The sequence below is a fragment of the Streptomyces hokutonensis genome (genome assembly GCF_042751305.1).
Taxonomy (GTDB): Bacteria; Actinomycetota; Actinomycetes; order Streptomycetales; family Streptomycetaceae; genus Streptomyces; species Streptomyces hokutonensis_A.
In genome coordinates this window covers 186546-211842 of record NZ_JBHYWD010000018.1, presented here as the reverse complement: position 1 = coordinate 211842, position 25297 = coordinate 186546, and the positions used below count along the sequence as shown (strand labels likewise).

Here is a 25297-nt window from a genome sequence, read left to right as displayed (position 1 = left end):
GGTTACATTCCGAACCCGGAAGCTAAGCCTTACAGCGCCGATGGTACTGCAGGGGGGACCCTGTGGGAGAGTAGGACGCCGCCGAACAAATATTGAAAGGGTTGGATCCTGAACTTCGGTTCGGGGTCCAACCCTTTTTTGTTGGGCGTCACTTGAAGTTCACGTTGCGCAATCACCATCCGAGCATGGGTACTGCTGCAATGCTCAGGGCCGCAGGCGTCGGACTCGGTGACGAGGTCGTCGTGCCGGCGTTCGGGAACGTGGAAGTCGCCGAGGCCGTCACTCTCGCGGGTGGGCTCCCGGTGTTCGCCGACATAGATCCGGTGACCTACTGCCTGGACGCGTCCGCTGTCGAAGCGGCCGTAACTCCCCGTACGGCGGCCATAGTTGTCGTACATCGATTCGGGCGGTCGGCCGATATGGCGCGGCTGCTCGGGGTTGGGCAGCGGCACGGGCTGTTGGTGTTGCAGCAGGGGGAGTCCGAGGCGCCGTACGACGAGGTGGCTCAGCGGCGGGAACGGGCTTCCTATCTTGATGCGAAGTTGCGTGGGGTGCGGACGCCCGATGGTGGGGACGGCCACACCTACCAGCAGTACATCGTGCGGGTGCCGGGGAACGGGCGGCCTGATCGCGATGCCTTCGCTCGCGCTGTGCGGGGCAGGGGAGTTGAGTGCCGGGTGCCGGTGAAGACGCCTGTGCACCGGCTGCCGGAGTTCCGGCGCTGTGTGTCGCTGCCGGAGACCGAGCGGGCCGCGGACGAGACGCTCGCGCTGCCGGTCGACGCGTCCTTGACGAAGCGAGAGATGCAGCGGATCGTTTCTGCGTGCAACGCGCTCGGGGGACTGCTGCAGCCCGCTTTCTGATCGAGTCGGGGTCGGGTGACGGTGGTTGGGCGCACGGGCCTGTTCGGGGTATGATTCTTTTCGTCGCCGCGAGGGAAACCTCGCGAAAGCGACAGGCCCTCTTAGCTCAGTCGGTAGAGCGTCTCCATGGTAAGGAGAAGGTCAACGGTTCGATTCCGTTAGAGGGCTCCAGTAACTGAAAGGCCCCGCCCAATTGGGCGGGGCCTTTTGCGTGTTCGGGTGTCAGTCCTTCTGGAGGCCCGGGACCCGCATGGCGAGGATGGCCATGTCGTCGGACGGGGCGTCCGACGCGAAGCGTTCGACCGCGCGCATGATGCGGGCCGCGACCGCACCGGCCGTGAGGCCCGTGCAGGTGGTGAGGACGTCCGTGAGGCCGTCGTCGCCCAGCATGCGGGTGCCCTCGCGGCGTTCGGTGACGCCGTCCGTGACGCACAGGAGGACGTCACCCGGGTCAAGGGTGATCGTCTGCTCGTAGAGCTCCAAGTCGTCCATGACGCCGAGCAGGGGCTGGGGTTCGGCGGCCGGTTCGACCGTGCCGTCCTGGCGTAGGCGGAGCGGGAGGGGATGGCCGGCGCAGACCACCTTCAGCTTGGCGCTGCCGTCCTCCTGGGGCCACAACTCGCCGTAGAGGAGGGTCAGGAAGCGGCTGCGGGCGCCCTCGTCGAGGATCGCGGAGTTGAGGCGCTCCAGGACCGCTGGGCCGCCGAAACCCTCTCTGGCGAGCAGGCGGAGGGCGTGGCGGGCCAGGCCGGTGACCGCGGCCGCCTCGGGTCCTGTGCCGCAGACGTCGCCGATGGCGAAGCCGTAGACGCCGTCGCGGATGGGGAACAAGTCGTAGAAGTCGCCGCCCACTTCGTTGCCCTCGCCGGCCGCGCGGTAGATGACCTCGACCTCGACACCCTCGATGTGCGGGAGGTCGGGGGGCAGGAGGCTGCGCTGGAGGGACTGGCTGATGGCCGTGCGCTCCGAGTACAGGCGGGCGTTGTCGAGGGCGAGGGCGGCTCGGCGGCTCAAGTCCTCGGCCAGTTCCAGGATTTCCTGGCGGAAGTGTTCGTCGGTGGGCTTGCCGAGGGTGAGCATGCCGATGACGCGGTTGCGGGCGACGAGGGGGAGGACGACTGTTTCGCCGCCGACTGCCGAAGCCGTGGCGAGAGTCGGTCCGATGCCCGAGCTGACGCGGCGGGTCGGTTCGCCGAGGCCAAGGTTTCGCATGGAGGTGCGCAGGGCGGCCTGGTGGGCTGCTTCGGCAGGCGCGGCCCAGACGCGGGCGCCCGGGGTGGGTACCGGGTCCGGAGGCGCGATCTTCGAGAGCAACGACTTGATGCCGTCGATGAGTTCCTCGTCCTCGTGCAGGACGTACGAGAGGTAAGGGTCGGAGGCCTGGTCGGCGATCGTGTAGACCGCGCACCAGGTGGCGAGGGTCGGGACCGTCATCTGGGCCATGAGGGCGAGGGTCTGGTCGCGGTCCAGGGTGCCGGCGAGGAGGTCGGAGGCCTCCACCAGGAAGCTGAGTGAGCCGCGGCGCAGGCGTTCGAGTTCGCCCAGGCGGGCCGACTCGACCGCCAACGCGATGCGGTCGGCGGCGAATTGGAGGCGGAGGGCTTCTTCGTTCGAGTACTTGTTGGGGCCTTCGGCGGCGACTCCCAGGGAGCCTGTGAGGCGGCCCTCCACCTTGAGGGGGACGGTGACGACCGAGCGCATTCCGGTGCCGCTGAGGAGCGGTACGGCGCCCGGGACGGCCTGGAGGTCCTCGTGGACGGCCGGCATGCGGGCGGAGCCGTAGCGGCCGGGGCCCGCCTCGACGGGCACGCGCGCGAAGCGTTGGCGGGCGGAGGGCAGGCCCGTGGACGCGCGGACCTCCAACTCCGTTTCGTCGTCCGTCGCGAGGAGGAGGAAGGCGGAGTCCCCGTCGAGCATGTCCCGGGCGCGCTCGACCGTGCGCTGGAGGAGGCCGTCGAGGTCGTCCGGCGCCGGGGAGCCGATGAACACCTCGAAGGGGTCGGTGTTCTGGCCGTCCGGGGTGGACGCCGCGTCGGGGGCGGGGCCCCGCATCGGGGTCTGCAGAACCGCGCGTTCGTGGTCCCTCACCAGGAGGCACACGGTTGACGGCTCGCCTCCGGTGTCGCGGACGCGGAGGTGGGAGGCGTACACGGGGATCACGCGGCCGTCGGCGCCGCGGATGCCGTAACTGCCCTCCCAGCGGGAGAGGCGGAGGGCCTCGGCGATGCCGGTGCTGGTGCCCGGGGTGTGCGGCCAGGCCGCGAGGTCGGTCAGGGGCTTGCCGGTGACCTGCTCGGCGGCGTAGCCGAAGAGTTCCTCCGCGTCCTCGTTCCAGGACGCGATGGAGCCCGTACGGTCGATCTGGACGACCGCGACGCGGACCCTGCCGTCGGCGAGCGGGAGCAGGGCGGCGGGCAGGGACGGGCCGGCCGCGCGGGTGCCCACCGGGCGGGCGGGGAGGTCGAGTTGGAACCAGACCAGCTTCTGTGTGGGGGTGTAGTCCACGCCCCAGCGGCTGGCGAGGGCCGCGCACAGCTGGAGGCCGCGGCCGCCCTCGCGGTCGGGGCTGCTCATGGTGATCGCGGCCCCCTGGAGGGGGATTTCGCGTTCGGGGTAGTGGTCGGCGACCTCGATCCGTGCGCCGTCGTCGCTCCGTAGACACAGAACATCCGCGGCCGTGCCCGCGTGGACCACGGCGTTGGTCACCAGTTCGCTGGTGAGGACCACGGCGTCGTCGACGATGTCGGCGAAGCCCCAGCCCTGCAGGGTGTCGCGGACGAAGGACCGCGCGGTGGCGACCGATCGTCCGACGGGCTCGAAGCTGGCTGCCGCGCGCGCGGTGATCACAGAACTCCTCGGCCTGTTGTCGGTGGGCAGGGGCCCATGGCCGATCGGCGCCTGCCGGGGCAACGGCTGGTTCCCGGTCGGCGGGGGATCCTGGGGCGTTCCTCCAGGATGCAGTCCGGTGGTCATGGTGCGGTGCCCCTCCGATGCCTGCCCGCTCGTGCTCGTGCCACCGCCCAGGCCGGACGGAACCGGCGCGGCTGGACAGCCGCATGCAAGGTTACTTACCTTCACCGTCCATGCGGATGCCGGTCGCGGTGTTTCCGTCCGGAGGGTGTGCGGACGATGTGCGAAGCTGCCGAACTGTTATGGCCTGGTTCAGGCAGGGTGAAACACTGGGCAGGATTCTGGTGAAGGTCCGGGCAGACCGGGTGTCTTCTGTGTACTGCGGGCAGCGGGCCTTGTTGAAGGCCGGTAAACCGGGCAGAGATACGCGGCAGTGACCGAAACGCCGAGCAGCAGCACCCAGCACAGCAGTAGCAATGGTCGACCCCTGCGGGAGGGACACAGTGGAGTCTGGCGCAGCGACGCGGGCCACCAAGACGCGCGCGAAAGGCGGACAGTCCCTGAAGAACCAGCGCAAACCGCGCAATGGGACCACGGAAGTGGACGCGGCCTCCTTGGACCGGCTGCTGACCGCTCTGGTCGCCATGCGGGACGGGAACTTCCGCAAGCGGCTCACGGTGTCAGGCGACGGCGTGATGTCGGAGATCGCCGCCGTGTTCAACGAGGTGGCCGACCGCAATCTGCACCTCACGGGTGAGCTGTCGCGGGTACGGCGCGTGGTCGGCCGTGAGGGAAAGCTCACGGAGCGGCTCGAGACGGCCGCCTGCGAGGGTTCCTGGGCCTCGGCCATCGATGCCTCCAACGCGCTCGTGGACGACCTCGTACGGCCCGTCTCCGAGGTCGGACGGGTGCTCTCCGCGGTGGCGGAGGGTGATCTGTCGCCGCGCATGGAACTGCGGACGCAGGCGCACGACGACGGCAACGGGCATCCGCTGCGCGGTGAGTTCCTGAAGGTCGGGCGGACTGTCAACAATCTGGTCGACCAGCTGTCGACGTTCACCGACGAGGTCACGCGCGTGGCCAGCGAGGTGGGCACCGAGGGCAAGCTCGGCGGGCAGGCACGCGTGCGTGGCATGTCCGGCTCCTGGAAGGACCTCACGGAGTCCGTCAACACGATGGCGTACCGGCTGACGGCCCAGGTGCGGGACATCGCGCTGGTGACCACGGCGGTCGCCAAGGGCGACCTGTCCCGGAAGGTCACCGTTCATGTCGCCGGCGAGATGCTGGAGCTGAAGAACACCGTCAACACGATGGTCGACCAGCTGTCGTCGTTCTCCTCCGAGGTGACGCGAGTCGCCCGCGAGGTGGGCACCGAGGGCGAGCTGGGCGGCCAGGCGCAGGTGCCGGGTGTGGCCGGGGTGTGGAAGGACCTCACCGACTCGGTGAACATCATGGCCGGCAACCTGACGGCCCAGGTACGCGGGATCGCCCAGGTGACGACGGCCGTCGCCAACGGTGACCTGTCGCAGAAGGTGACCGTGTCGGCGCGGGGCGAGGTCGCCCAGCTCGCCGAGACGATCAACCAGATGACCGAGACACTGCGCACCTTCGCCGACGAGGTCACACGCGTGGCCAACGAGGTCGGTGCCGAGGGGCAGCTCGGCGGGCAGGCGAACGTGCCCGGTGCGGCGGGGACGTGGAAGGACCTCACCGACTCGGTGAACACGGTCTTCCGGAACCTGACGATCCAGGTGCGGGACATCGCCGCCGTGACCACCGCCGTGGCCAGCGGTGACCTGTCCCAGAAGGTCACGGTGAACGTGGCCGGCGAGATGCTGGAGCTGAAGAACACCGTCAACGGGATGGTCGATCAGCTGTCCTCGTTCGGTGCCGAGGTCACGCGCGTGGCGCGCGAGATCGGTGTCGAGGGTGAACTGGGCGGCCAGGCGCAGGTGCCGGGCGCGGCCGGTACATGGAAGGACTTGACCGACTCGGTCAACACCGCGTTCCGCAACCTCACCGGCCAGGTGCGCAACATCGCGCAGGTGACGACGGCCGTGGCCAACGGAGACCTCTCCCAGAAGGTCACCGTCGATGTGTCCGGCGAGATGCTTCAGTTGAAGAACACCGTCAACACGATGGTCGACCAACTGTCGTCGTTCGCCGACCAGGTGACCCGCATGGCCCGGGACGTGGGCACGGAGGGCCGGCTCGGCGGCCAGGCGCGCGTGGACGGCGTCTCGGGCACCTGGAAGGAACTCACCGACTCCGTGAACTCGATGGCCGGGAACCTGACCTCCCAGGTGCGCAACATCGCCCAGGTGACGACGGCCGTGGCCCAGGGCGACCTGTCCCAGAAGATCGACGTGGACGCGCGCGGCGAGATCCTGGAGCTGAAGAACACCATCAACACGATGGTCGATCAACTCTCCGCGTTCGCCGACCAGGTGACCCGGGTGGCCCGCGACGTGGGCACCGAGGGCCGGCTGGGCGGGCAGGCGCAGGTACCCGGTGTCGCCGGTGTGTGGCGCGACCTGACCGACTCCGTGAACGGCATGGCCGGCAACCTCACCGCCCAGGTGCGCAACATCGCGCAGGTCGCGACCGCGGTGGCCCGGGGTGACCTGTCCCAGAAGATCACCGTGGACGCGCGCGGGGAGATCCTGGAGCTGAAGAACACCCTGAACACGATGGTCGACCAGCTGTCCTCGTTCGCCGAGGAGGTCACGCGCGTGGCCCGCGAGGTGGGCACCGAGGGGCAGTTGGGCGGTCAGGCCGAGGTGCAGGGTGTCTCCGGCACCTGGAAGGACCTCACGCAGTCGGTGAACTTCATGGCGAACAACCTGACCATCCAGGTGCGCCAGATCGCCGAGGTCACGACCGCCGTCGCCAAGGGCGACCTGTCCAAGAAGATCACTGTTGACGCGAAGGGCGAGATCCTTGAGCTCGTCACGACGGTCAACACCATGGTTGATCAACTGTCGTCGTTCGCCGAGCAGGTGACCCGGGTGGCCCGTGAGGTGGGCACCGAGGGCATCCTGGGCGGCCAGGCCCACGTGCCGGGCATCACGGGCATCTGGAAGGACCTCAGTGGCAACGTCAACCTGATGGCCAACAACCTGACCATGCAGGTGCGGAACATCTCCCAGGTCGCGGCGGCCGTCGCAAACGGCGACCTGACCCGGACGGTGACGATCGAGGCGCGCGGCGAAGTCCAGCAGCTCGCCGACACCTTCAACACCATGGTGAAGACGCTGAGTTCGTTCGCCGACCAGGTCACCAAGGTGGCCCGTGAGGTGGGCACGGACGGCATCCTGGGCGGCCAGGCGCATGTGCCGGGTGTGGCGGGCACCTGGAAGGACCTCACCGACTCGGTGAACGGCATGGCGTCCAACCTGACCGGTCAGGTGCGCAACATCGCGATGGTCACCACGGCCATCGCCAAGGGCGACTTGACCAAGAAGATCGACATTGACGCCCGCGGCGAGATCCTGGAACTCAAGACGACGATCAACACCATGGTTGACCAGCTGTCCAGTTTCGCCGAGGAGGTCACCCGGGTGGCCCGCGAGGTGGGCACGGAAGGCCAGTTGGGCGGTCAGGCACGCGTGCGTGACGTCGACGGTACCTGGCGCGACCTCACCGAGTCGGTGAACGAGATGGCCGGGAACCTGACCCGCCAGGTGCGTGCCATCGCGCGCGTGGCGACCGCGGTGACCCGGGGCGACCTGAACCTGAAGATCGACGTGGACGCGTCCGGGGAGATCCAGGAACTCCAGGACTACATCAACAAGATGATCGCCAACCTGCGCGACACCACGATCGCCAACAAGGAGCAGGACTGGCTCAAGGGCAACCTCGCCCGTATCTCGGCGTTGATGCAGGGCCGCCGCGACCTGGACGACGTCGCCTCGCTGATCATGAGCGAGCTGACACCGGTGGTCTCCGCGCAGCACGGCGCGTTCTTCCTCGCGCTGCCCCTGGCGGACGCCGAGGGCGACGAGGCGTACGAACTGCGCATGCTCGGGTCCTACGGCTACTCGATGGGCTCCATGCCGACGTCGTTCAGGCCCGGTGAGGCGCTGATCGGGACGGCCGCCCAGGAACGACGCACGATCCTCGTGGAGAACGCCCCCAGCGGCTATCTGAAGATCTCCTCGGGGCTCGGGGAGGCGCCGCCCGCGCAGGTGATCGTGCTTCCGGTGCTCTTCGAGGGGAAGGTGCTCGGCGTCATCGAGCTGGCCTCCTTCACGCCCTTCACGCACATCCAGAAGGACTTTCTCAACCAGATCGCCGAGATGATCGCGACCAGCGTCAACACCATCTCCGTCAACACCAAGACGGAGCTGCTGCTGAAGCAGTCCCAGGAGCTGACCGAGCAACTCCAGGAGCGGTCGGCCGAGTTGGAGAACCGGCAGAAGGCCCTCCAGTCGTCCAACGCCGAACTGGAGGAGAAGGCCGAGCTGCTGGCCCAGCAGAACCGCGACATCGAGGTCAAGAACACCGAGATCGAAGAGGCCCGGCAGGTCCTGGAGGAGCGCGCCGAGCAACTCGCCGTGTCGATGCGCTACAAGAGCGAGTTCCTCGCCAACATGTCGCACGAGCTGCGCACACCGCTCAACTCGCTGCTGATCCTCGCCAAGCTGCTCGCCGACAACGCGGAGGGGAACCTCTCCCCGAAGCAGGTCGAGTTCGCCGAGACGATCCACGGCGCCGGGTCCGACCTGCTCCAGCTGATCAACGACATCCTGGACCTGTCGAAGGTCGAGGCGGGCAAGATGGACGTCTCGCCGACCCGCATCGCGCTTGTCCAACTCGTCGACTACGTAGAGGCCACTTTCCGCCCGCTGACCGCGGAGAAGGGCCTCGACCTGTCCGTCCGGGTGTCGCCGGAACTGCCCGCCACGCTCCACACCGACGAGCAGCGGCTGCTCCAGGTGCTGCGCAACCTGCTGTCCAACGCGGTGAAGTTCACCGACTCCGGAGCGGTCGAACTGGTCATCCGGCCGGCCGGCGCGGATGTGCCGGTGGCCATCAGGGAGCAGCTCCTGGAGGCAGGTTCGCTGCGGGACGCGGACGCCGACCTGATCGCGTTCTCGGTGACCGACACCGGGATCGGGATCGCGGGCAGCAAGATGCGGGTCATCTTCGAGGCGTTCAAGCAGGCGGACGGTACGACCAGCCGCAAGTACGGCGGTACGGGTCTCGGGCTGTCGATCTCCCGGGAGATCGCGCAGCTGCTCGGCGGTGAGATCTTCGCGCAGAGCGAACCGGGACGCGGTTCGACGTTCACGCTGTATTTGCCGCTGTACCCGAGCGAACTGCCCCCGCAGGGCTACCAGCAGCTGCCCGCGCTGGAGGCGGGCGACCTCCTGGCGTCGTCCGCGGCGGAGCTCGCCGAGTTGTCCGAGCGGAGCGAGGTGGACATCGAGACGCCGGCCGAGGTGAAGTCGTACCACGAGACGCAGAACGGTGCCGCCGCGCTCTTCAGGAGGCGTCGCAGGGCCGTCGAGCAGTCCATGCAACTCGGGCAGACGGTGCGGGACCAGTGGGCCGCCGAGGAGGCGGCGCCGGCGCCGCGCCGGGGCATCCGGTTCGGCGGGGAGAAGGTGCTGATCGTCGACGACGACATCCGCAACGTCTTCGCGCTGACGAGCGTCCTGGAGCAGCACGGGCTGTCCGTGCTGTACGCGGAGAACGGCCGCGAGGGCATCGAAGTCCTGGAGCAGCACGACGATGTGACGGTCGTTCTGATGGACATCATGATGCCCGAGATGGATGGGTACGCGACGACGACGGCGATCCGCAGGATGCCGCAGTTCGCCGGGCTGCCGATCATCGCGCTGACCGCGAAGGCGATGAAGGGCGACCGGGAGAAGGCGATCGAGTCCGGCGCGTCGGACTACGTCACCAAGCCGGTCGATCCCGATCATCTGCTGTCGGTGATGGAGCAGTGGATGCGCCCGGAGTGAGGGAAACGACCGGGCCTGACGGGAAAGCGGTGGGAACGGTGCGGGGAACGTCCGGTGTGCACACGGAGTTGCTGACTCAGTGTGTCCGAAGCCGTGTAGAAGTACGGGATTCGGGGAACCTTCTGGTCTCCCGCTACGTTTCTGCTTCGTGCACAGTGACATCGCGGTGACAGGGTGTGGCGACAGGCGGGGTGCGGCTACCATGACCGGCACAAGGACGGGCGGCGCAAGAGAGTCGTCCTCTGGGGCGGCGCCCGGTGCACATCCGGGGCGAGGAGGGCGGGCCATGGTGCAGAAGGCCAAGATCCTTCTGGTCGATGACCGGCCGGAGAATCTGCTTGCGCTGGAGGCCATCCTCTCTGCGCTCGATCAGACACTGGTTCGGGCATCGTCCGGTGAGGAAGCGCTCAAAGCACTGCTCACGGACGACTTCGCGGTCATTCTGCTGGACGTTCAGATGCCGGGCATGGACGGTTTCGAAACCGCCGCGCACATCAAGCGACGGGAGCGGACCCGGGACATCCCGATCATCTTCCTCACCGCGATTAACCACGGCCCGCACCACACCTTCCGGGGGTACGCGGCGGGCGCGGTCGACTACATCTCCAAGCCGTTCGACCCGTGGGTGCTGCGTGCGAAGGTCTCGGTCTTCGTCGAGCTGTACATGAAGAACTGCCAACTGCGGGAGCAGGCGGCGCTGTTGCGTCTTCAGCTGGAGGGCGGCGGCAAGCCCGCGGTCGGCGCGGCCAAGGAACCGGCCGGACTGCTCGCCGAGCTGTCCGCGCGGCTCGCGGCCGTCGAGGAGCAGGCCGAGGCGCTGTCCAAGCAGCTCGACGACGAGTCGGCGGACGCGGCGGCCGTGGCCACCGCGGCTCATCTCGAACGCAAACTCACCGGACTGCGCAGGGCACTCGACGCCCTGGAGCCGGGCACCGGCACCGGAGCACCATCGCTCCCGTCCCAGAACTGACGTCCGCCGCGGGCGCAGTTGTGCGTGAGCGCGCGTCAGTTCCCCGTCCCGTACGGGCGACACGAACGGGTGAAGCAGTGGGCACACGTGTCCCCTGCGCTCTCCACAGGTAACCTCACACCTATGGCCTCACGTCCCTCCGCAGCCAAGAAGCAGCCCGCCAAGAGGGCTGCTCCGGCGAAGGCTCCGGCGAAGAAGGCCGCCGCGAAAAGGGCCCCGGCGAAGAAGGCGGTCGCCAAGAAGACCGCCCGCCCGGCGCCCAAGCCCGCGCCCAGCCCCACCGGTGGCATCGTCAAGCTCGTGCGCGCCATCTGGCTCGGCACCGCGCACGCCGTCGGCGCCGTGTTCCGCGGCATAGGGCAGGGCGCGAAGAACCTCGACCCGGCCCACCGCAAGGACGGCGTCGCATTGCTCCTGTTCGGTCTCGCACTGATCGTCGCCGCCGGCACCTGGGCCGATCTGCGCGGCCCGGTCGGCGACCTCGTCGAGATCCTGGTGACGGGCGCCTTCGGCCGCCTCGACCTGCTCGTGCCGATACTGCTCGCGGTGATCGCCGTACGCTTCATCCGCCACCCGGAGAAGCCCGAGGCCAACGGCCGCATCGTGATCGGCCTGTCCGCGCTCGTCATCGGCGTCCTCGGCCAGGTCCACATCGCCTGCGGCGCGCCCGCCCGCAGCGACGGCATGCAGGCGATAAGGGACGCCGGCGGCCTCATCGGCTGGGGTGTGGCGACCCCGCTGACGTACACCATGGGCGAGGTGCTCGCCGTACCTCTGCTCGTGCTGCTCACGATCTTCGGGCTGCTGGTCGTCACAGCCACGCCCGTCAACGCCATCCCGCAGCGCCTCAGGCTGCTCGGGGTGAAGCTGGGCATCGTCCACGACCCGGAGGACGAGGACGAGTTCGGCGAGGACGACGAGCGCTACGACGAGCAGTGGCGCGAGGCGCTGCCCGCGCGCTCCCGCAAGCGCGGGAGCGACCCGGAGGTGTACGACCCCGACAGCGCGGAGCAGGAGGCCCTCACGCGGCGCCGGAGCCGCCCCAGGCGCTCCGCGGTGCCCCAGCCCGAGATGCACCGCCCCATGGACGCCGTGGACGTCGCAGCGGCCGCCGCAGCCGCTCTCGACGGGGCCGTCCTGCACGGCATGCCGCCCTCGCCGATCGTCGCCGACCTCACCCAGGGCGTACGGGTGGGAGGCGACCGCGAGGACACCACACCCACGCCCGTCCCGGCCCCCGCCGCGCGCCCCAAGCAGGAGAAGCTCAAGGCCGAGGTCATGGACCTCACGAAGGCGCCCCCGGAGGAGGTCCGGGACCTCCCGCCGCGCGCCGAGCAGCTCCAGCTCTCCGGCGACATCACATACGCCCTGCCCTCGCTCGACCTCCTCACGCGCGGGGGCCCCGGCAAGGCGCGCAGCGCAGCGAACGACGCCGTGGTCGCCTCCCTGACGAACGTCTTCTCCGAGTTCAAGGTCGACGCCGCCGTCACCGGCTTCACGCGCGGGCCCACGGTCACGCGTTACGAGGTGGAGCTCGGCCCGGCCGTCAAGGTGGAGCGGATCACCGCTCTCACGAAGAACATCGCCTACGCCGTCGCCAGCCCCGATGTGCGGATCATCAGCCCGATCCCCGGCAAGTCCGCGGTCGGCATCGAGATCCCGAACACGGACCGGGAGATGGTCAACGTAGGAGACGTCCTGCGCCTCGCGGACGCGGCCGAGGACGACCACCCGATGCTCGTGGCGCTCGGCAAGGACGTCGAGGGCGGCTACGTCATGGCCAACATGGCGAAGATGCCGCACATCCTGGTGGCCGGTGCCACCGGCTCCGGCAAGTCGTCCTGCATCAACTGTCTGATCACGTCGATCATGTGCCGCGCGACCCCCGAGGACGTCCGCATGGTCCTCGTCGACCCCAAGCGCGTCGAACTGACCGCCTACGAAGGCATCCCGCACCTGATCACGCCCATCATCACCAACCCGAAGCGGGCCGCCGAGGCGCTCCAGTGGGTCGTACGCGAGATGGACCTCAGGTATGACGACCTCGCTGCCTTCGGGTACCGGCACATCGACGACTTCAACCAGGCGATCCGCGACGGCAAGCTGAAGACTCCGGAGGGCAGCGAGCGGGAGCTCAAGACCTATCCGTACCTCTTGGTGATCGTCGACGAGCTGGCCGACCTGATGATGGTCGCCCCGAGGGACGTCGAGGACTCCATCGTGCGCATCACGCAGCTCGCGCGCGCGGCCGGCATCCACCTGGTGCTCGCGACACAGCGCCCCTCCGTGGACGTCGTCACCGGTCTGATCAAGGCGAACGTGCCCTCCAGGCTCGCGTTCGCCACCTCCTCGCTCGCCGACTCCCGGGTCATCCTCGACCAGCCCGGCGCGGAGAAGCTGATCGGCAAGGGCGACGGGCTGTACCTGCCGATGGGTCAGAACAAGCCCACCCGTATGCAGGGCGCCTTCGTCACCGAGGACGAGATCCACGCCGTCGTGCAGCACTGCAAGGACCAGATGACCCCGGTCTTCCGGGAGGACGTCACCGTCGGCACCAAGCAGAAGAAGGAGATCGACGAGGACATCGGCGACGACCTCGACCTGCTGTGCCAGGCGGCCGAGCTGGTCGTGTCCACGCAGTTCGGGTCCACCTCGATGCTCCAGCGCAAGCTGCGCGTCGGCTTCGCCAAGGCCGGGCGGCTCATGGACCTCATGGAGTCCCGCGGCATCGTCGGACCCAGCGAGGGGTCCAAGGCGCGTGACGTTCTGCTGAAGGGCGACGAGCTGGACGGCGTGCTCGCGGTGATCCGCGGGGAGTCCGAGGGCTAGGAGTGGGTAGGCGGTTCCGGGAGGGTGGCGACCGGCCGTGACTCACCCGTTAGAGATCGTCGGGCAACCGTTTCCCTTTGCCGTACGTCAAGTTGAGCGAGAGGACAGATGGGGCTCCCACCACGGGGTCCGTGTCTGGCCCGCCATCGGCCTGTCCGGCCATACCGATGGCGTACAAAGTCCCACCGCCCGGTTGCCCCACCCTTTCATACCCCCCCTAGACTGAACTTCCAGCACAGGCGGCTACACGCTCGAAAGGCGCCCCCGTGTCCATCGGCAACTCCCCTCAAGACGAGCCTCCGTTCGAAGACGATCGCTCCGAAGACGGTCATGAGGAAGCAGCCCGCCCTTCCGTCGGCCGAGCCCTGCAGCAGGCACGTATCGCCGCCGGGCTGACCGTCGACGACGTCAGCAGCGTCACCCGGGTCCGCATCGCCATCGTGCACGCCATCGAAGCCGACGACTTCACGCCCTGCGGCGGTGACGTCTACGCGCGCGGGCACATCCGGACCCTCGCCAAGGCCGTCCACATCGATCCCGCCCCGCTCCTCGCCCGCTACGACGACGATCACGGCGGACGCCCGGCCCCGACGCCGGCGGCACCTCTCTTCGAGGCGGAACGCATCCGTCCCGAGCGGCGCGGGCCCAACTGGACAGCCGCCATGGTCGCAGCGATCGTCGCGGTGGTCGGCTTCGTCGGATTCACCGCCTTCAAGGGCGGCGACAGCAACAGCGACGCCAAGTCGCAGGTCGCCCAGGGAGCCACGCCCAGCGCCAGCAAACCCGCCAAGCCGACACCCTCGAACACCGATTCCGCCACGCCCAAGTCCGACCCCTCCGACAGCGCCATCGCCGCCGCTCCGCAGGACAAGGTGACGGTCCAGGTGACCGCGGTCGACGGCCGCAGCTGGATCTCCGCCAAGGACCACAACGGCCGGATGCTCTTCGACGGACTCCTCAAGAAGGGCGAGTCCAAGACCTTCCAGGACAGCTCGAAGGTCAACCTGATCCTCGGCGACGCCGGCGCGATCCAGCTCTACGTCAATGGCAAGAAGATCGAGGACGACTTCCAGCCCGGAGCGGTGGAGCGCCTCACGTACACGAAGGGCGACCCCGAGGTCGGATAACCCGTCCAACGGGTGGTTGCTCAAGGGGTTGGCCAAGATCGGCCAACCCCTTCGACGTGGGGTGTCAGTGGGACGAAGTAGTCTTGAGCCCATGCCTGAACGCCGTACCGTCGCACTCGTCACTCTTGGCTGCGCCCGTAACGAGGTGGACTCGGAGGAGCTCGCAGGCCGCTTGGAGGCGGACGGCTGGCAACTCGTGGAGGACGCCGAGGACGCGGACGTCGCCGTCGTCAACACCTGTGGCTTCGTCGAGGCCGCCAAGAAGGACTCCGTAGACGCCCTGCTCGAAGCCAACGACCTCAAGGGGCACGGCAGAACGCAGGCCGTCGTGGCGGTGGGCTGCATGGCCGAGCGGTACGGCAAGGAGCTCGCCGAGGCGCTGCCCGAGGCCGACGGAGTGCTCGGCTTCGACGACTACGCCGACATCTCCGACCGCCTGCAGACCATCCTGAACGGCGGCATCCACGCCTCGCACACCCCGCGCGACCGCCGCAAGCTGCTGCCGATCAGCCCCGCCGAGCGGCAGGAGTCCGCCGCGGACGTCGCGCTGCCCGGCCACGGCCCGGTCGACCTCCCGGACGGCCTCGCGCCCGCCTCGGGCCCCCGCGCGCCCCTGCGCCGCCGCCTGGACGGCTCCCCGGTCGCCTCGGTGAAGCTCGCCTCCGGCTGCGACCGGCGCTGCTCCTTCTGCGCCATTCCGTCCTTCCGCGGCTCCTTCATCTCCCGCCGCCCCAGCGACGTCCTCAACGAGACGCGCTGGCTGGCCGAGCAGGGCGTCAAGGAGGTCATGCTGGTCTCCGAGAACAACACGTCCTACGGCAAGGATCTGGGCGACATCCGTCTCCTGGAGTCGCTGCTGCCCGAGCTGGCGGACATCGACGGCCTGGAGCGCGTGCGCGTCAGCTACCTCCAGCCGGCCGAGATGCGCCCCGGGCTCATCGACGTGCTGACCTCGACACCGAAGATCGCGCCCTACTTCGACCTGTCCTTCCAGCACTCCGCGCCCGATGTGCTGCGCTCCATGCGCCGCTTCGGCGACACCGACCGCTTCCTCGAACTGCTCGACACCATCCGCTCCAAGGCCCCGCAGGCCGGCGTGCGCTCGAACTTCATCGTCGGCTTCCCCGGCGAGACCGAGGCCGACCTCGCCGAACTGGAGCGCTTCCTGAACGGCGCCCGCCTGGACGCCATCGGCGTCTTCGGGTACTCCGACGAGGAGGGCACGGAGGCGGCGACGTACGACAAGAAGCTCGACCAGGACGTCGTCGACGCGCGGCTCGCGCACATCTCGCGGCTCGCCGAGGAGCTCGTCTCGCAGCGCGCCGAGGAGCGCGTCGGCGAGACCGTGCACGTGCTGGTCGAGTCGGTGGACTCCGAGGACGGCGCCTACGGCCGCGGCGAGCACCAGGCGCCGGAGACGGACGGCCAGGTGCTCCTCACGAGCGGCGAAGGCCTGAGCGTCGGCCGTATGGTCGAGGCGAAGGTGGTCGGTACGGAAGGTGTCGACCTGGTGGCCGAGCCGCTCCTGGGCTCGCTCGCGTGTAGTGAGGAGGCGGGCAGATGACCGGAGTCCCGGCATCGGCGGCGGGCGGCACCTCCAGCGCGAACGGCGCGCCCGCGAGCGCGGGTTCCGGTGCGGCCTCCGGTGGCGCCCCTTCCGGCGCGATGTCGGGCAGTGCCTCCGGCGGTGTCCCCTCCGGGGGAGTCCCGGCCGGTGGTGCCTCTTCCGGTGCTGTCGAGTCCGGCGTGCCCGGTGGCCCGAGGCCGGCACGCGCGAAGGTCGTCGCCGCCGCCGTCAACCAGGCGAGCGTCTGGAACATCGCCAACTTCCTGACCATGCTCCGGCTGCTGCTCGTCCCCGGCTTCGTCGCCCTGATGCTGGCCGACGGCGGGTACGACCCGGCGATGCGGTCGTTCGCCTGGGCGGCGTTCGCCATCGCCATGATCACCGACCTGTTCGACGGCCACCTGGCGCGCACCTACGACCTCGTCACCGACTTCGGGAAGATCGCCGACCCCATCGCCGACAAGGCGATCATGGGCGCGGCGCTGATCTGTCTGTCCTCGCTCGGTGATCTCCCGTGGTGGGTGACCGTGGTCATCCTCGGCCGGGAACTCGGGATCACGCTGCTGCGTTTTCTTGTCATCCGGTACGGCGTCATTCCCGCGTCGCGCGGCGGCAAGCTGAAGACGCTCACGCAGGGCGTGGCCGTAGGAATGTATGTGCTGGCGCTCACGGGATGGCTGGCGACCCTGAGGTTCTGGGTGATGGCTGCGGCGGTCATTCTGACCGTGCTGACCGGACTCGACTATGTGAGACAGGCCATTGTGCTGCGCAGGCAGGGAATCGCCGAGCGCATGGCGGCGTCGGAGGAGACGGAAGCGTGAGTTCCACGGCCACTGAAGTGGTGCGACTACTGACCGTGAGCGGTGCGACGCTCGCTGTCGCCGAGTCGCTCACCGGTGGTCTGGTTGCGGCGGAGATCACATCGGTGCCCGGAGCCTCCAAGGCCTTCCGCGGTTCGGTCACCGCCTACGCCACCGAGCTGAAGCACCAGCTGCTCGGTGTCGACGCCGCCCTGCTGGCCGAGTGCGGGGCCGTGGATGCGCAGGTCGCGGCCCAGATGGCGGCCGGTGTGCGGAAGGCGCTGGGCGCCGACTGGGGTATCGCGACGACCGGCGTGGCGGGCCCGGAGCCGCAGGACGGGCAGCCCGTGGGCACCGTTTTCGTGGCCGTGGACGGGCACTTTGGTCCGGATTCGGATGGAGCCGGTGGCGGGAAAGTGGCCGCCCTGCGGTTGAACGGCGGCCGGGCGGAAATTCGTAGAGAGAGTGTACGGAGCGTACTCGCGCTGCTTCTGGAGCGGCTCGTGAGCGAACAGACCGGGAATGAGCGGGCACAGGATACGGAACAGAACGGGGGGTTTTGATGTTTGCAGCCCTGAGTGAACACGACATCGCTCCCCGCACGGCCGCGGCGCAAGGCGGTACGGTGGGGCGAGAAGGATGCGGCTACGCGGTCCGAGGAGGGAGCCACCGATGATTCTGCTCCGTCGCCTGCTGGGTGACGTGCTGCGTCGGCAGCGCCAGCGCCAGGGCCGTACTCTGCGCGAAGTCTCCTCGTCCGCCCGAGTCTCACTCGGCTATCTCTCCGAGGTGGAGCGGGGGCAGAAGGAGGCTTCCTCTGAACTGCTCTCCGCCATCTGCGACGCGTTGGACGTACGGATGTCCGAGCTCATGCGGGAAGTGAGTGACGAGCTCGCTCTCGCCGAGCTGGCCCAGTCTGCTGCGGCCACCGATTCCGTGCCCACGTCGGTACGTCCGATGCTGGGTTCCGTGTCGGTGACCGGTGTGCCACCGGAACGGGTGACCATCAAGGCCCCCGCCGAGGCGGTGGACGTGGTCGCCGCGTGACGCCGACGCCGGTCTGAGCCGATGCGGCGCTGACCGGCACTGAGGATGTACTGAGGGCCCCGGCCGGGGCTTCTCCAGTGAGAGCTGGAGAGGTGCGGTCGGGGTCTTTCGCGTTCCGGGCGCCTTGTACGGCCGGGAGCTTTGTCGGTCCGCGGTGGTCCGTTTGCCGGTGTGGTCCGGTGCGGTCATGGTTGAGGCGGGTGGTGCGTGCGTGTGCCGTCGACGCGCCCTCCTCGCGGGTGACCGCGGCGGTCTGGCGTCCGGCTGGAGGTGGTGCCATGGCGGGGCGGATAGCGCGCTGGGGGGCTGTCCTGGGACTCGGGGCGCTGTGGTGGTGGGCCGTGCTGCGGCTCGCGCTGGCGGCCGACGCCGGGGTCCTGGAAGGGGCGGTCGCGGCCGGGGGGTGGGGGCTGAGCCTGCTGCCGGTGCACTGTGTGCCGAAGGCCAGGGCGGCCGGAGCTGTGGGGCAGGGACGCTGGAGGGAGGCCTGGTCGGTGTCCCTCGCTACCACGGCATCGCCACGCCCCCGTTCGGACGGAGGATCTGACCCGTCGTGAACGACGACGCGTCGGACGCCAGATACAGCACGGCGTGGGCGATGTCCTCCGGCTCACCTACCCGGCCCAGCGGCGACAGCCGGGCCATCAGCGCCTCGGTACGGGCCTGCGCCTCGCCCTCGTGGTGATCGGTCATGGGCGTGCGTATCCAGCCCGGTGCGACGGCGTTGACGCGGATGCCGTGCCGGCCAGCCTCCGTCGCCAGCGTCTTCGTCAGCTGGACGACGGCCGCCTTCGCGGCGCTGTAGCAGAGCAGCCCGGACCCTCCGGTGTCGATCGCGCCCGAGGCCATGGTGACGATGCTGCCCCTCGTGCCGCGGTCGAGCATCAGCCGGGCCGCCTCCTGGCAGGCGTACAGCACCCCCTTGAAGTTGACGTTCAGCACCCGGTCGAGATCCTCGTCCCGGGTCTCCAGCACCGTGCTGCTGTGCATGATCCCGGCGACCGCGGCCATCACATGCAGTTCCTCGCAGGACTCGACGGCCTGCCGGACCTGCGCGCGATCGGTGACGTCGAGGTGATGGGTGCGGACGGTGCCGCCCTTGTCCTTGATCAGGGTCGCCGTCTCATGCAGACCCTGCGGGTCACGGTCGGCGCAGTGCACGGTGGCACCCGCCTCGGCGAGCAGCACCGCCGACGCGCGGCCGATACCGCTGGCGGCGCCGGTGACGAAAGCGGTGCGTCCGGTGAGGTCGTACGCCTTGACGGGCATGCAGCGACGGTACGAGGGTTTCTGACGGGTCGTCAATTAGTCGTACGGTGCTGAGTTCCACGAGGTGGGGAGGTGCCCGGCGCCGGACCCACCTGGCAGGTCGGGCACCAGTAGGTGGGGCGCTCGCGCGAGCCGTCGCCCTGGTCGGCCGTGCGGATCTGGGTGCCGCAGCGCAGGCAGGGGCGGGGCGCGCGGCCGTAGACGAACAGGTCGGGGGTGTGGGGGCCACCTGTGGTGCGGTGCGCCGAACCGTTCGTGATGTTGCTCGTGGTACTGCGGACCGGGCGGTCGCGGTTGGCTTCCAGTAGGCGCTTCGCGATGGCGGGGAGCTTCGCGGCGCGGTCGGCCGGGAGGGCGCCGACGGGGAGCCAGGGGGTGGCGCCGAGGAGGAAGCAGAGTTCGCTTTTGTAGATGTTGCCGATACCGGCCAGGTTCCGCTGGTCGAGCAGGGCCTCGCCGAGGGGGCGGGCGGGGTCGGCGAGGAGGTTGGCCAGCGCCTGCTGGGGGTTCCAGTCGGGGCCCAGGAGATCCGGGCCCAGGTGGCCGACGGTGCGGTGTTCGTCGGTGGTGCGGAGGAGTTCCAGGACGGGGAGGCGGTAGCCGACGGCCGTGCGGTCGGCGGTGCCGAGGATCGCACGGATCTGGTGGGCCGGGCCGCCACCGCTCCAGCGCTGACCGTTGGCGTACACGCGCCAGGTGCCGTCCATTCGCAGGTGCGAGTGGAGGGTGAGGCCGCCCTCGACGCGGGTCAGCAGGTGCTTGCCCCGGGGTGTGACGTCCAGGACGGTGCGCCCGGTGAGGTCCGCCGTGGCGTACTTGGGCACCCTGAGGTCGCTGCGGGTCAGCACCTTGCCCGCGAGGGCCGTGTGGAGGCGCTTCGCGGTCTGCCAGACGGTGTCGCCTTCAGGCATGGGTCAAGGGTGGCATGCGGTGGTGAGGGTCGGTTCGGTTCATGCGCGCAGGCGCAGGCCGCGCGGTGTCGCGATGAAGCCCGCTCCTTCCAGAAGGGTGCCGATGGGGGAGGTGAGGGCCGAGGCACCGTTGACGCGCTCCACCGTGACCGTGCCGAGCGAACCGGCTCGGGCCGCTGCCGCGAGGGCTTCGGCGGCCCCTTGCAGGCGTGGGTCCTCGGTGGCCGTGGTGTCCGGTGCGGAGGGCCAGGCGAGCAGGGTCTTGCCGCCGCGCTCCATGTACAGCGTCAGCTCACCGTCGACGAGTACGACGAGCGAGCCGGCCTTCCGCCCCGGCTTGTGCCCGGCGCCCGTCGGCGGCTCGGGCCACGGGAGGGCGGCGCCGTACGCGTTCGCCGGGTCGGCGGCGGCGAGGACCACGGCCCGGGTGGCGAGGGAGGGTCGGTGGTAGGAGAACGTGCTGTTGGTCCGGGGTGCCGGGGCGGGGAAGTCGCGGGGCGAGATGTAGTCGCCCGGGGACGGGGGATGGGAGGCGGGGGAGCCGTCGAGTCGTGAGGTGGGTCCGGCCGGTGTGCCCGTGTCGTCGAGGTCGTCGAAGTCGGTGAACGGGCCGAAGGCGTCGGCGAAGTCGTGGACTCCGGGGGAGTCAGGTGTGTTGTGTCGGCCGTGGGGGGCGGGAGAGTTGTCGAAGCGGTTGACGGAACCGGAGGGCGGTGTGCTGGAGCCACCGAGGGCCCCGAAGCCGTAGGGGTCGTTGTCCGTGGTGTCCGGTGTGGGCAGGTCGTCGCCCCGGTCGCGGGCGTTGGCGACCGCGCGGAGGCGGTCCACCGCGCCGTCCATCGCGAACTGGGCGGCGCCGAGCCCCTCCACGACATAGCCGCGCCGCGCCTGGCCGCTCTCCTCGAAGACGGACAGGATGCGGTACGTCGCCGAGAATCCGCCCTCCACACCCTCCGCGGCGACGGCTCCCCGGGTCACCACGCCGTGCCGGTCGAGCAGGGTGCGGGCCAGGGCGTGGGCGCGCACGGTGGGGTCCGGTTCGTGGGCGGGGAGCAGGGACCAGCGGCCGGCGACGGTCGGCGGACCGGTGCGTGAGGTGGGGCGGGCGGCGGCGGTGAGGGAGCCGTAGCGCCCGCGCGGGACCGTGCGTTTCGCGCGGTGGGCCGTGGAACCCGCCGTACGGCCGGAGCCCAGCAGGGAGCGCATGGGGGTGAGCGTGTCGTTCGTGAGCCGGCCGGACCAGGCCAGGTCCCAGACGGCGTCGGCCAGTTGGGGGTCGGTGGCGTCGGGGTGGGTGGTCGCGCGGACCTGGTCGGCGATCTGGCGGAAAAAGAGGCCGTAGCCGCCGGAGAGGGTGTCCAGGACGGACTGGTGCAGTGCGGTGAGTTCGAGGGGGTGCGGTGGCGGGAGGAGTAGGGGGGCCGCGTCCGCCAGGTAGAGGGAGATCCAGCCGTCCTTGCCGGGTAGGGAGCCCGCGCCTGCCCACACCAGCTCGCCGGACGCGGTGAGTTCGTCGAGCATGGCGGGCGCGTAGTTCGCCACGCGGGACGGCAGGACCAGCTTCTCCAGAGCCGACGCTGGCACGGAGGCTCCCTGCAACTGCTCGACGGCGCGCACCAGTCCGTCGATGCCGCGCAGGCCGTGGCCCTTGCCGATGTGCTGCCACTGGGGGAGGAACTGCGCGAGCGCGGCCGGCGGCACCGGCTCCAGCTCGTGTCGCAGCGCGGCCAGGGAGCGGCGGCGCAGCCGACGCAGCACCGTCGCGTCACACCACTCCTGACCGATGCCGGCCGGGTGGAACTCCCCCTGTACGACACGGCCGTTCGCTGCGAGCCGCTGCAACGCGCCCTCGGTGACGGCCACGCCCAGGCCGAAACGGGCTGCTGCCGTGGCCGACGTGAACGGGCCGTGGGTGCGGGCGTGACGCGCGAGGAGGTCGCCGAGCGGGTCCTTGACCGGTTCGGTGAACGCCTCCGGGACACCGACGGGCAGCGCCGTGCCGAGCGCGTCGCGCAGACGGCCCGCGTCCTCGATCGCCGCCCAGTGGTCGGTGCCGCCGATACGGACCCGGATCGCGCGCCGCGCGGAAGCGAGGTCGTGGGCCCACTGCGGTGCGGCGCCCCGCTCGGCCAACTCGGCGTCGGTGAGCGGGCCGAGCATCCGCAGCAGGTCGGCGACGCCCTCGACGTCCTTGATGCGGCGGTCCTCGGTGAGCCACTGGAGCTCGCGCTCCAGCTCGGTCAGCACCTCGGCGTCGAGGAGTTCGCGCAGCTCCGCCTGGCCGAGCAGCTCGGCCAGCAGCCGGGAGTCCAGGGACAGGGCGGCGGCGCGGCGCTCGGCGAGCGGCGAGTCTCCCTCGTAGAGGAACTGGGCGACGTACCCGAAGAGGAGGGAGCGGGCGAAGGGGGACGGCTCGGGGGTGGTGACCTCGACGAGGCGCACCTTGCGGGACTCCAGGTCGCCCATCAGCTCGGTGAGGCCCGGGACGTCGAAGACGTCCTGGAGGCACTCGCGGACCGCCTCCAGGACGATCGGGAACGAGCCGAACTCGCTGGCCACCTGGAGCAGTTGGGCGGCCCGCTGGCGCTGCTGCCACAGCGGGGTGCGCTTGCCGGGGTTGCGGCGCGGCAGCAGCAGCGCGCGGGCGGCGCACTCGCGGAAGCGGGCCGCGAACAGGGCCGAGCCGCCGACCTGGTCGGTGACGATCTGATCGACCTCGCCCTTGTCGAAGGCGACGTCCGCCGCGCCTACGGGGGCTTGGTCGGCGTCGTACTCCGTGCCGGCCTTCATGGGTTCCTGGTCGAGCAGGTCCAGGCCCATCAGGTCGGCGTCGGGGAGCCTCAGGACGATGCCGTCGTCGGCGTGCATCACCTGGGCGTCCATGCCGTAGCGCTCGGAGAGGCGGGCACCGAGCGCGAGGGCCCAGGGGGCGTGGACCTGGGCGCCGAAGGGGGAGTGGATGACCACGCGCCAGTCGCCGAGTTCGTCGCGGAAGCGCTCCACGACGATCGTGCGGTCGTCCGGGATGTGGCCGCAGGCCTCGCGCTGTTCGGCCAGGTACGACAGCACGTTCTCCGCGGCCCAGGCGTCGAGGCCCGCGGCGAGGAGGCGCAGCCGCGCGTCCTCCTTGGACTGGGAGCCGACCTCGCGGAGGAACGCGCCCACCGCGCGGCCCAGTTCGAGCGGGCGGCCCAGCTGGTCGCCCTTCCAGAAGGGGAGCCGGCCCGGGACGCCGGGCGCGGGGGAGACCAGGACGCGGTCGCGGGTGATGTCCTCGATCCGCCAGGAGCTGGTGCCGAGGGTGAAGACGTCCCCCACCCGGGACTCGTAGACCATCTCCTCGTCCAGCTCGCCGACCCGGCCGCCGCCCTTCTTGGGGTCGGCGCCCGCGAGGAAGACCCCGAAGAGACCGCGGTCGGGGATCGTGCCCCCGGAGGTGACGGCGAGACGCTGCGCGCCGGGGCGGCCGGTGATCGTGCCGGCGATGCGGTCCCACACCACGCGCGGGCGCAACTCCGCGAAGGCGTCGGACGGATAGCGGCCCGCGAGCATGTCCAGCACGGCCGTGAACGCCGACTCCGGGAGCGAGGCGAAGGGCGCGGCACGGCGGACGGTGGCGAGCAGGTCGTCGACCTGCCAGGTGTCAAGCGCCGTCATCGCGACAAGCTGCTGGGCCAGCACGTCCAGAGGGTTGGAGGGGACCCTAAGGGACTCGATGGAGCCGGTGCGCATCCGCTCGGTGACCACGGCGGCCTGGACGAGGTCGCCCCGGTACTTCGGGAAGACCACGCCCGTGGAGACCGCGCCGACCTGGTGTCCCGCGCGGCCCACGCGCTGGAGGCCGGAGGCCACGGACGGCGGGGACTCGACCTGGATGACGAGATCGACGGCTCCCATGTCGATGCCCAGCTCCAGGCTGGACGTGGCGACCACGGCGGGGAGTCGGCCCGCCTTGAGGTCCTCTTCGACCTGGGCCCGCTGCTCCTTGGAGACCGAGCCGTGGTGGGCGCGGGCGATGACCGGGGGCGCGCCCTGGGCCGCGCCGGAACCGCCCATCAGCTCGGCCGGTGCGTGGTGTTCGTCCAGGGGCTCGCCGGTGGCGCGCTCGTAGGCGATCTCGTTGAGCCGGTTGCACAGACGCTCCGCGAGGCGGCGGGAGTTGGCGAACACGATCGTTGAACGATGGGCCTGCACGAGGTCGGTGATGCGCTCCTCGACATGCGGCCAGATCGAGGGCTTCTCCTTGCCCTCGCTGCCGTCGGCCACCGGGGAGCCGCCCAACTCGCCCAGGTCCTCGACCGGGACGACCACGGAGAGGTCGAACTCCTTGCCCGACTTCGGCTGGACGATCTCCACCTTGCCGCGCGGGGAGAGATAGCGGGCGACCTCGTCCACTGGGCGGACGGTCGCCGAGAGGCCGATACGGCGGGCCGGCCTCGGCAGCAGCTCGTCCAGCCGCTCCAGGGACAGGGCGAGATGCGCGCCCCGCTTGGTGCCCGCGACCGCGTGCACCTCGTCCAGGATCACCGTCTCGATGCCGGTCAGCGCGTCGCGCGTGGCCGACGTCAGCATCAGGAACAGGGACTCCGGGGTGGTGATCAGGATGTCCGGCGGGCGCGTGGACAGTGCGCGGCGCTCGGCGGGCGGGGTGTCGCCGGAGCGGATGCCGACCTTGACCTCGGGCTCCGGCAGGCCCAGGCGGACGGATTCCTGGCGGATGCCGGTGAGCGGGGAACGGAGGTTGCGCTCCACGTCGACCGCGAGGGCCTTCAGCGGAGACACGTACAGGACCCGGCAGCGCTTCTTCGGGTCGGCGGGAGGCGGTGTCGCCGCGAGCTGGTCCAGCGCGGCGAGGAAGGCGGCCAGGGTCTTGCCGGAACCGGTCGGGGCGACCACCAGCACGTCCGAGCCCTCGCCGATGGCCCGCCACGCGCCGGCCTGGGCCGCGGTGGGCGCGGAGAACGCCCCCGTGAACCAGCCGCGGGTCGCGGGGGAGAAGCCATCGAGGGCTCGGTGTGCGGAGCTGACCATGCGTCCATCCTGCACCCGACCACTGACAATGCGTTTGACCTGCGGGGATTCTCCGGCGATG

Annotated in this window: 14 protein-coding genes, 1 tRNA gene and 1 rRNA gene; 12 read left to right on the top strand and 4 right to left on the bottom strand. The window is 70.0% G+C overall.

Going from position 1 to position 25297, the window contains the following annotated elements:
- From rrf to ACFXC1_RS37025, 3 genes are all read left to right on the top strand, one after another.
- A 5S ribosomal RNA gene (rrf, locus tag ACFXC1_RS37035) occupies window positions 1–87 on the top strand; the annotation flags it as partial.
- Window positions 88–200: 113 nt separating this feature from the next.
- Window positions 201–863, top strand: a complete 663-nt coding sequence (locus ACFXC1_RS37030; RefSeq protein ID WP_381251305.1) for a DegT/DnrJ/EryC1/StrS family aminotransferase — start codon at window positions 201–203, stop codon at window positions 861–863.
- Between the two features lie 95 nt (window positions 864–958).
- Window positions 959–1034: transfer RNA gene (locus ACFXC1_RS37025), tRNA-Thr, on the top strand.
- 51 nt (window positions 1035–1085) lie between these two features.
- On the opposite strand, the gene ACFXC1_RS37020 is transcribed toward ACFXC1_RS37025, so the two are convergent.
- Window positions 1086–3836, bottom strand: coding sequence for a SpoIIE family protein phosphatase (locus ACFXC1_RS37020; RefSeq protein WP_381251298.1), 2751 nt, complete (start codon window positions 3834–3836; stop codon window positions 1086–1088).
- A gap of 380 nt (window positions 3837–4216) precedes the next feature.
- On the opposite strand from ACFXC1_RS37020, the gene ACFXC1_RS37015 reads away from it, so the two are divergent.
- The 9 genes from ACFXC1_RS37015 to ACFXC1_RS36975 all read left to right on the top strand — a co-directional run bounded on the left by ACFXC1_RS37015 (window position 4217) and on the right by ACFXC1_RS36975 (window position 18582).
- Window positions 4217–9685 carry a HAMP domain-containing protein gene (locus ACFXC1_RS37015; RefSeq protein WP_381251296.1) on the top strand — a complete coding sequence of 1823 codons (5469 nt, stop codon included), beginning with the start codon at window positions 4217–4219 and terminating at the stop codon, window positions 9683–9685.
- A gap of 286 nt (window positions 9686–9971) precedes the next feature.
- Window positions 9972–10655: a response regulator gene (locus tag ACFXC1_RS37010; RefSeq protein WP_200714639.1), complete on the top strand. Its 684-nt coding sequence runs from the start codon at window positions 9972–9974 to the stop codon at window positions 10653–10655.
- Window positions 10656–10778: 123 nt separating this feature from the next.
- Window positions 10779–13484: a DNA translocase FtsK gene (locus ACFXC1_RS37005; protein ID WP_381251294.1), complete on the top strand. Its 2706-nt coding sequence runs from the start codon at window positions 10779–10781 to the stop codon at window positions 13482–13484.
- Between the two features lie 266 nt (window positions 13485–13750).
- Window positions 13751–14611, top strand: coding sequence for a helix-turn-helix domain-containing protein (locus ACFXC1_RS37000; protein ID WP_381251292.1), 861 nt, complete (start codon window positions 13751–13753; stop codon window positions 14609–14611).
- Between the two features lie 91 nt (window positions 14612–14702).
- Window positions 14703–16175: a 30S ribosomal protein S12 methylthiotransferase RimO gene (gene rimO / locus ACFXC1_RS36995; protein WP_381251290.1), complete on the top strand. Its 1473-nt coding sequence runs from the start codon at window positions 14703–14705 to the stop codon at window positions 16173–16175.
- The gene (gene pgsA / locus ACFXC1_RS36990) at window positions 16172–16999 is read left to right on the top strand and encodes a CDP-diacylglycerol--glycerol-3-phosphate 3-phosphatidyltransferase (protein WP_381251288.1); all 828 of its coding nucleotides are present in this window, start codon (window positions 16172–16174) and stop codon (window positions 16997–16999) included. The genes rimO and pgsA overlap by 4 nt, the downstream gene beginning before the upstream one ends.
- The gene (locus ACFXC1_RS36985; protein ID WP_381251286.1) at window positions 16996–17541 is read left to right on the top strand and encodes a CinA family protein; all 546 of its coding nucleotides are present in this window, start codon (window positions 16996–16998) and stop codon (window positions 17539–17541) included. Before pgsA ends, ACFXC1_RS36985 begins: the two co-directional genes overlap by 4 nt.
- Window positions 17542–17650: 109 nt before the next feature.
- Window positions 17651–18025, top strand: coding sequence for a helix-turn-helix domain-containing protein (locus ACFXC1_RS36980; RefSeq protein ID WP_019075583.1), 375 nt, complete (start codon window positions 17651–17653; stop codon window positions 18023–18025).
- Between the two features lie 278 nt (window positions 18026–18303).
- Window positions 18304–18582 carry a hypothetical protein gene (locus ACFXC1_RS36975; RefSeq protein ID WP_381251284.1) on the top strand — a complete coding sequence of 93 codons (279 nt, stop codon included), beginning with the start codon at window positions 18304–18306 and terminating at the stop codon, window positions 18580–18582.
- Here ACFXC1_RS36975 and ACFXC1_RS36970 read toward each other — a convergent pair.
- The 3 genes from ACFXC1_RS36970 to ACFXC1_RS36960 are packed head-to-tail and all read right to left on the bottom strand — an operon-like array spanning window position 18530 to window position 25236.
- On the bottom strand, window positions 18530–19294 hold the full coding sequence (locus ACFXC1_RS36970) for an SDR family NAD(P)-dependent oxidoreductase (RefSeq protein ID WP_381251282.1): 765 nt from the start codon (window positions 19292–19294) through the stop codon (window positions 18530–18532). The genes ACFXC1_RS36975 and ACFXC1_RS36970 overlap by 53 nt on opposite strands.
- Before the next feature lie 32 nt (window positions 19295–19326).
- Complete coding sequence (locus ACFXC1_RS36965) at window positions 19327–20205, bottom strand: Fpg/Nei family DNA glycosylase (RefSeq protein WP_381251280.1); 879 nt, start codon at window positions 20203–20205, stop codon at window positions 19327–19329.
- Window positions 20206–20244: 39 nt separating this feature from the next.
- A complete protein-coding gene (locus ACFXC1_RS36960; RefSeq protein ID WP_381251278.1) occupies window positions 20245–25236 on the bottom strand; it encodes an ATP-dependent helicase in 4992 nt (1663 codons plus the stop codon).
- Window positions 25237–25297 lie beyond the last annotated feature (61 nt).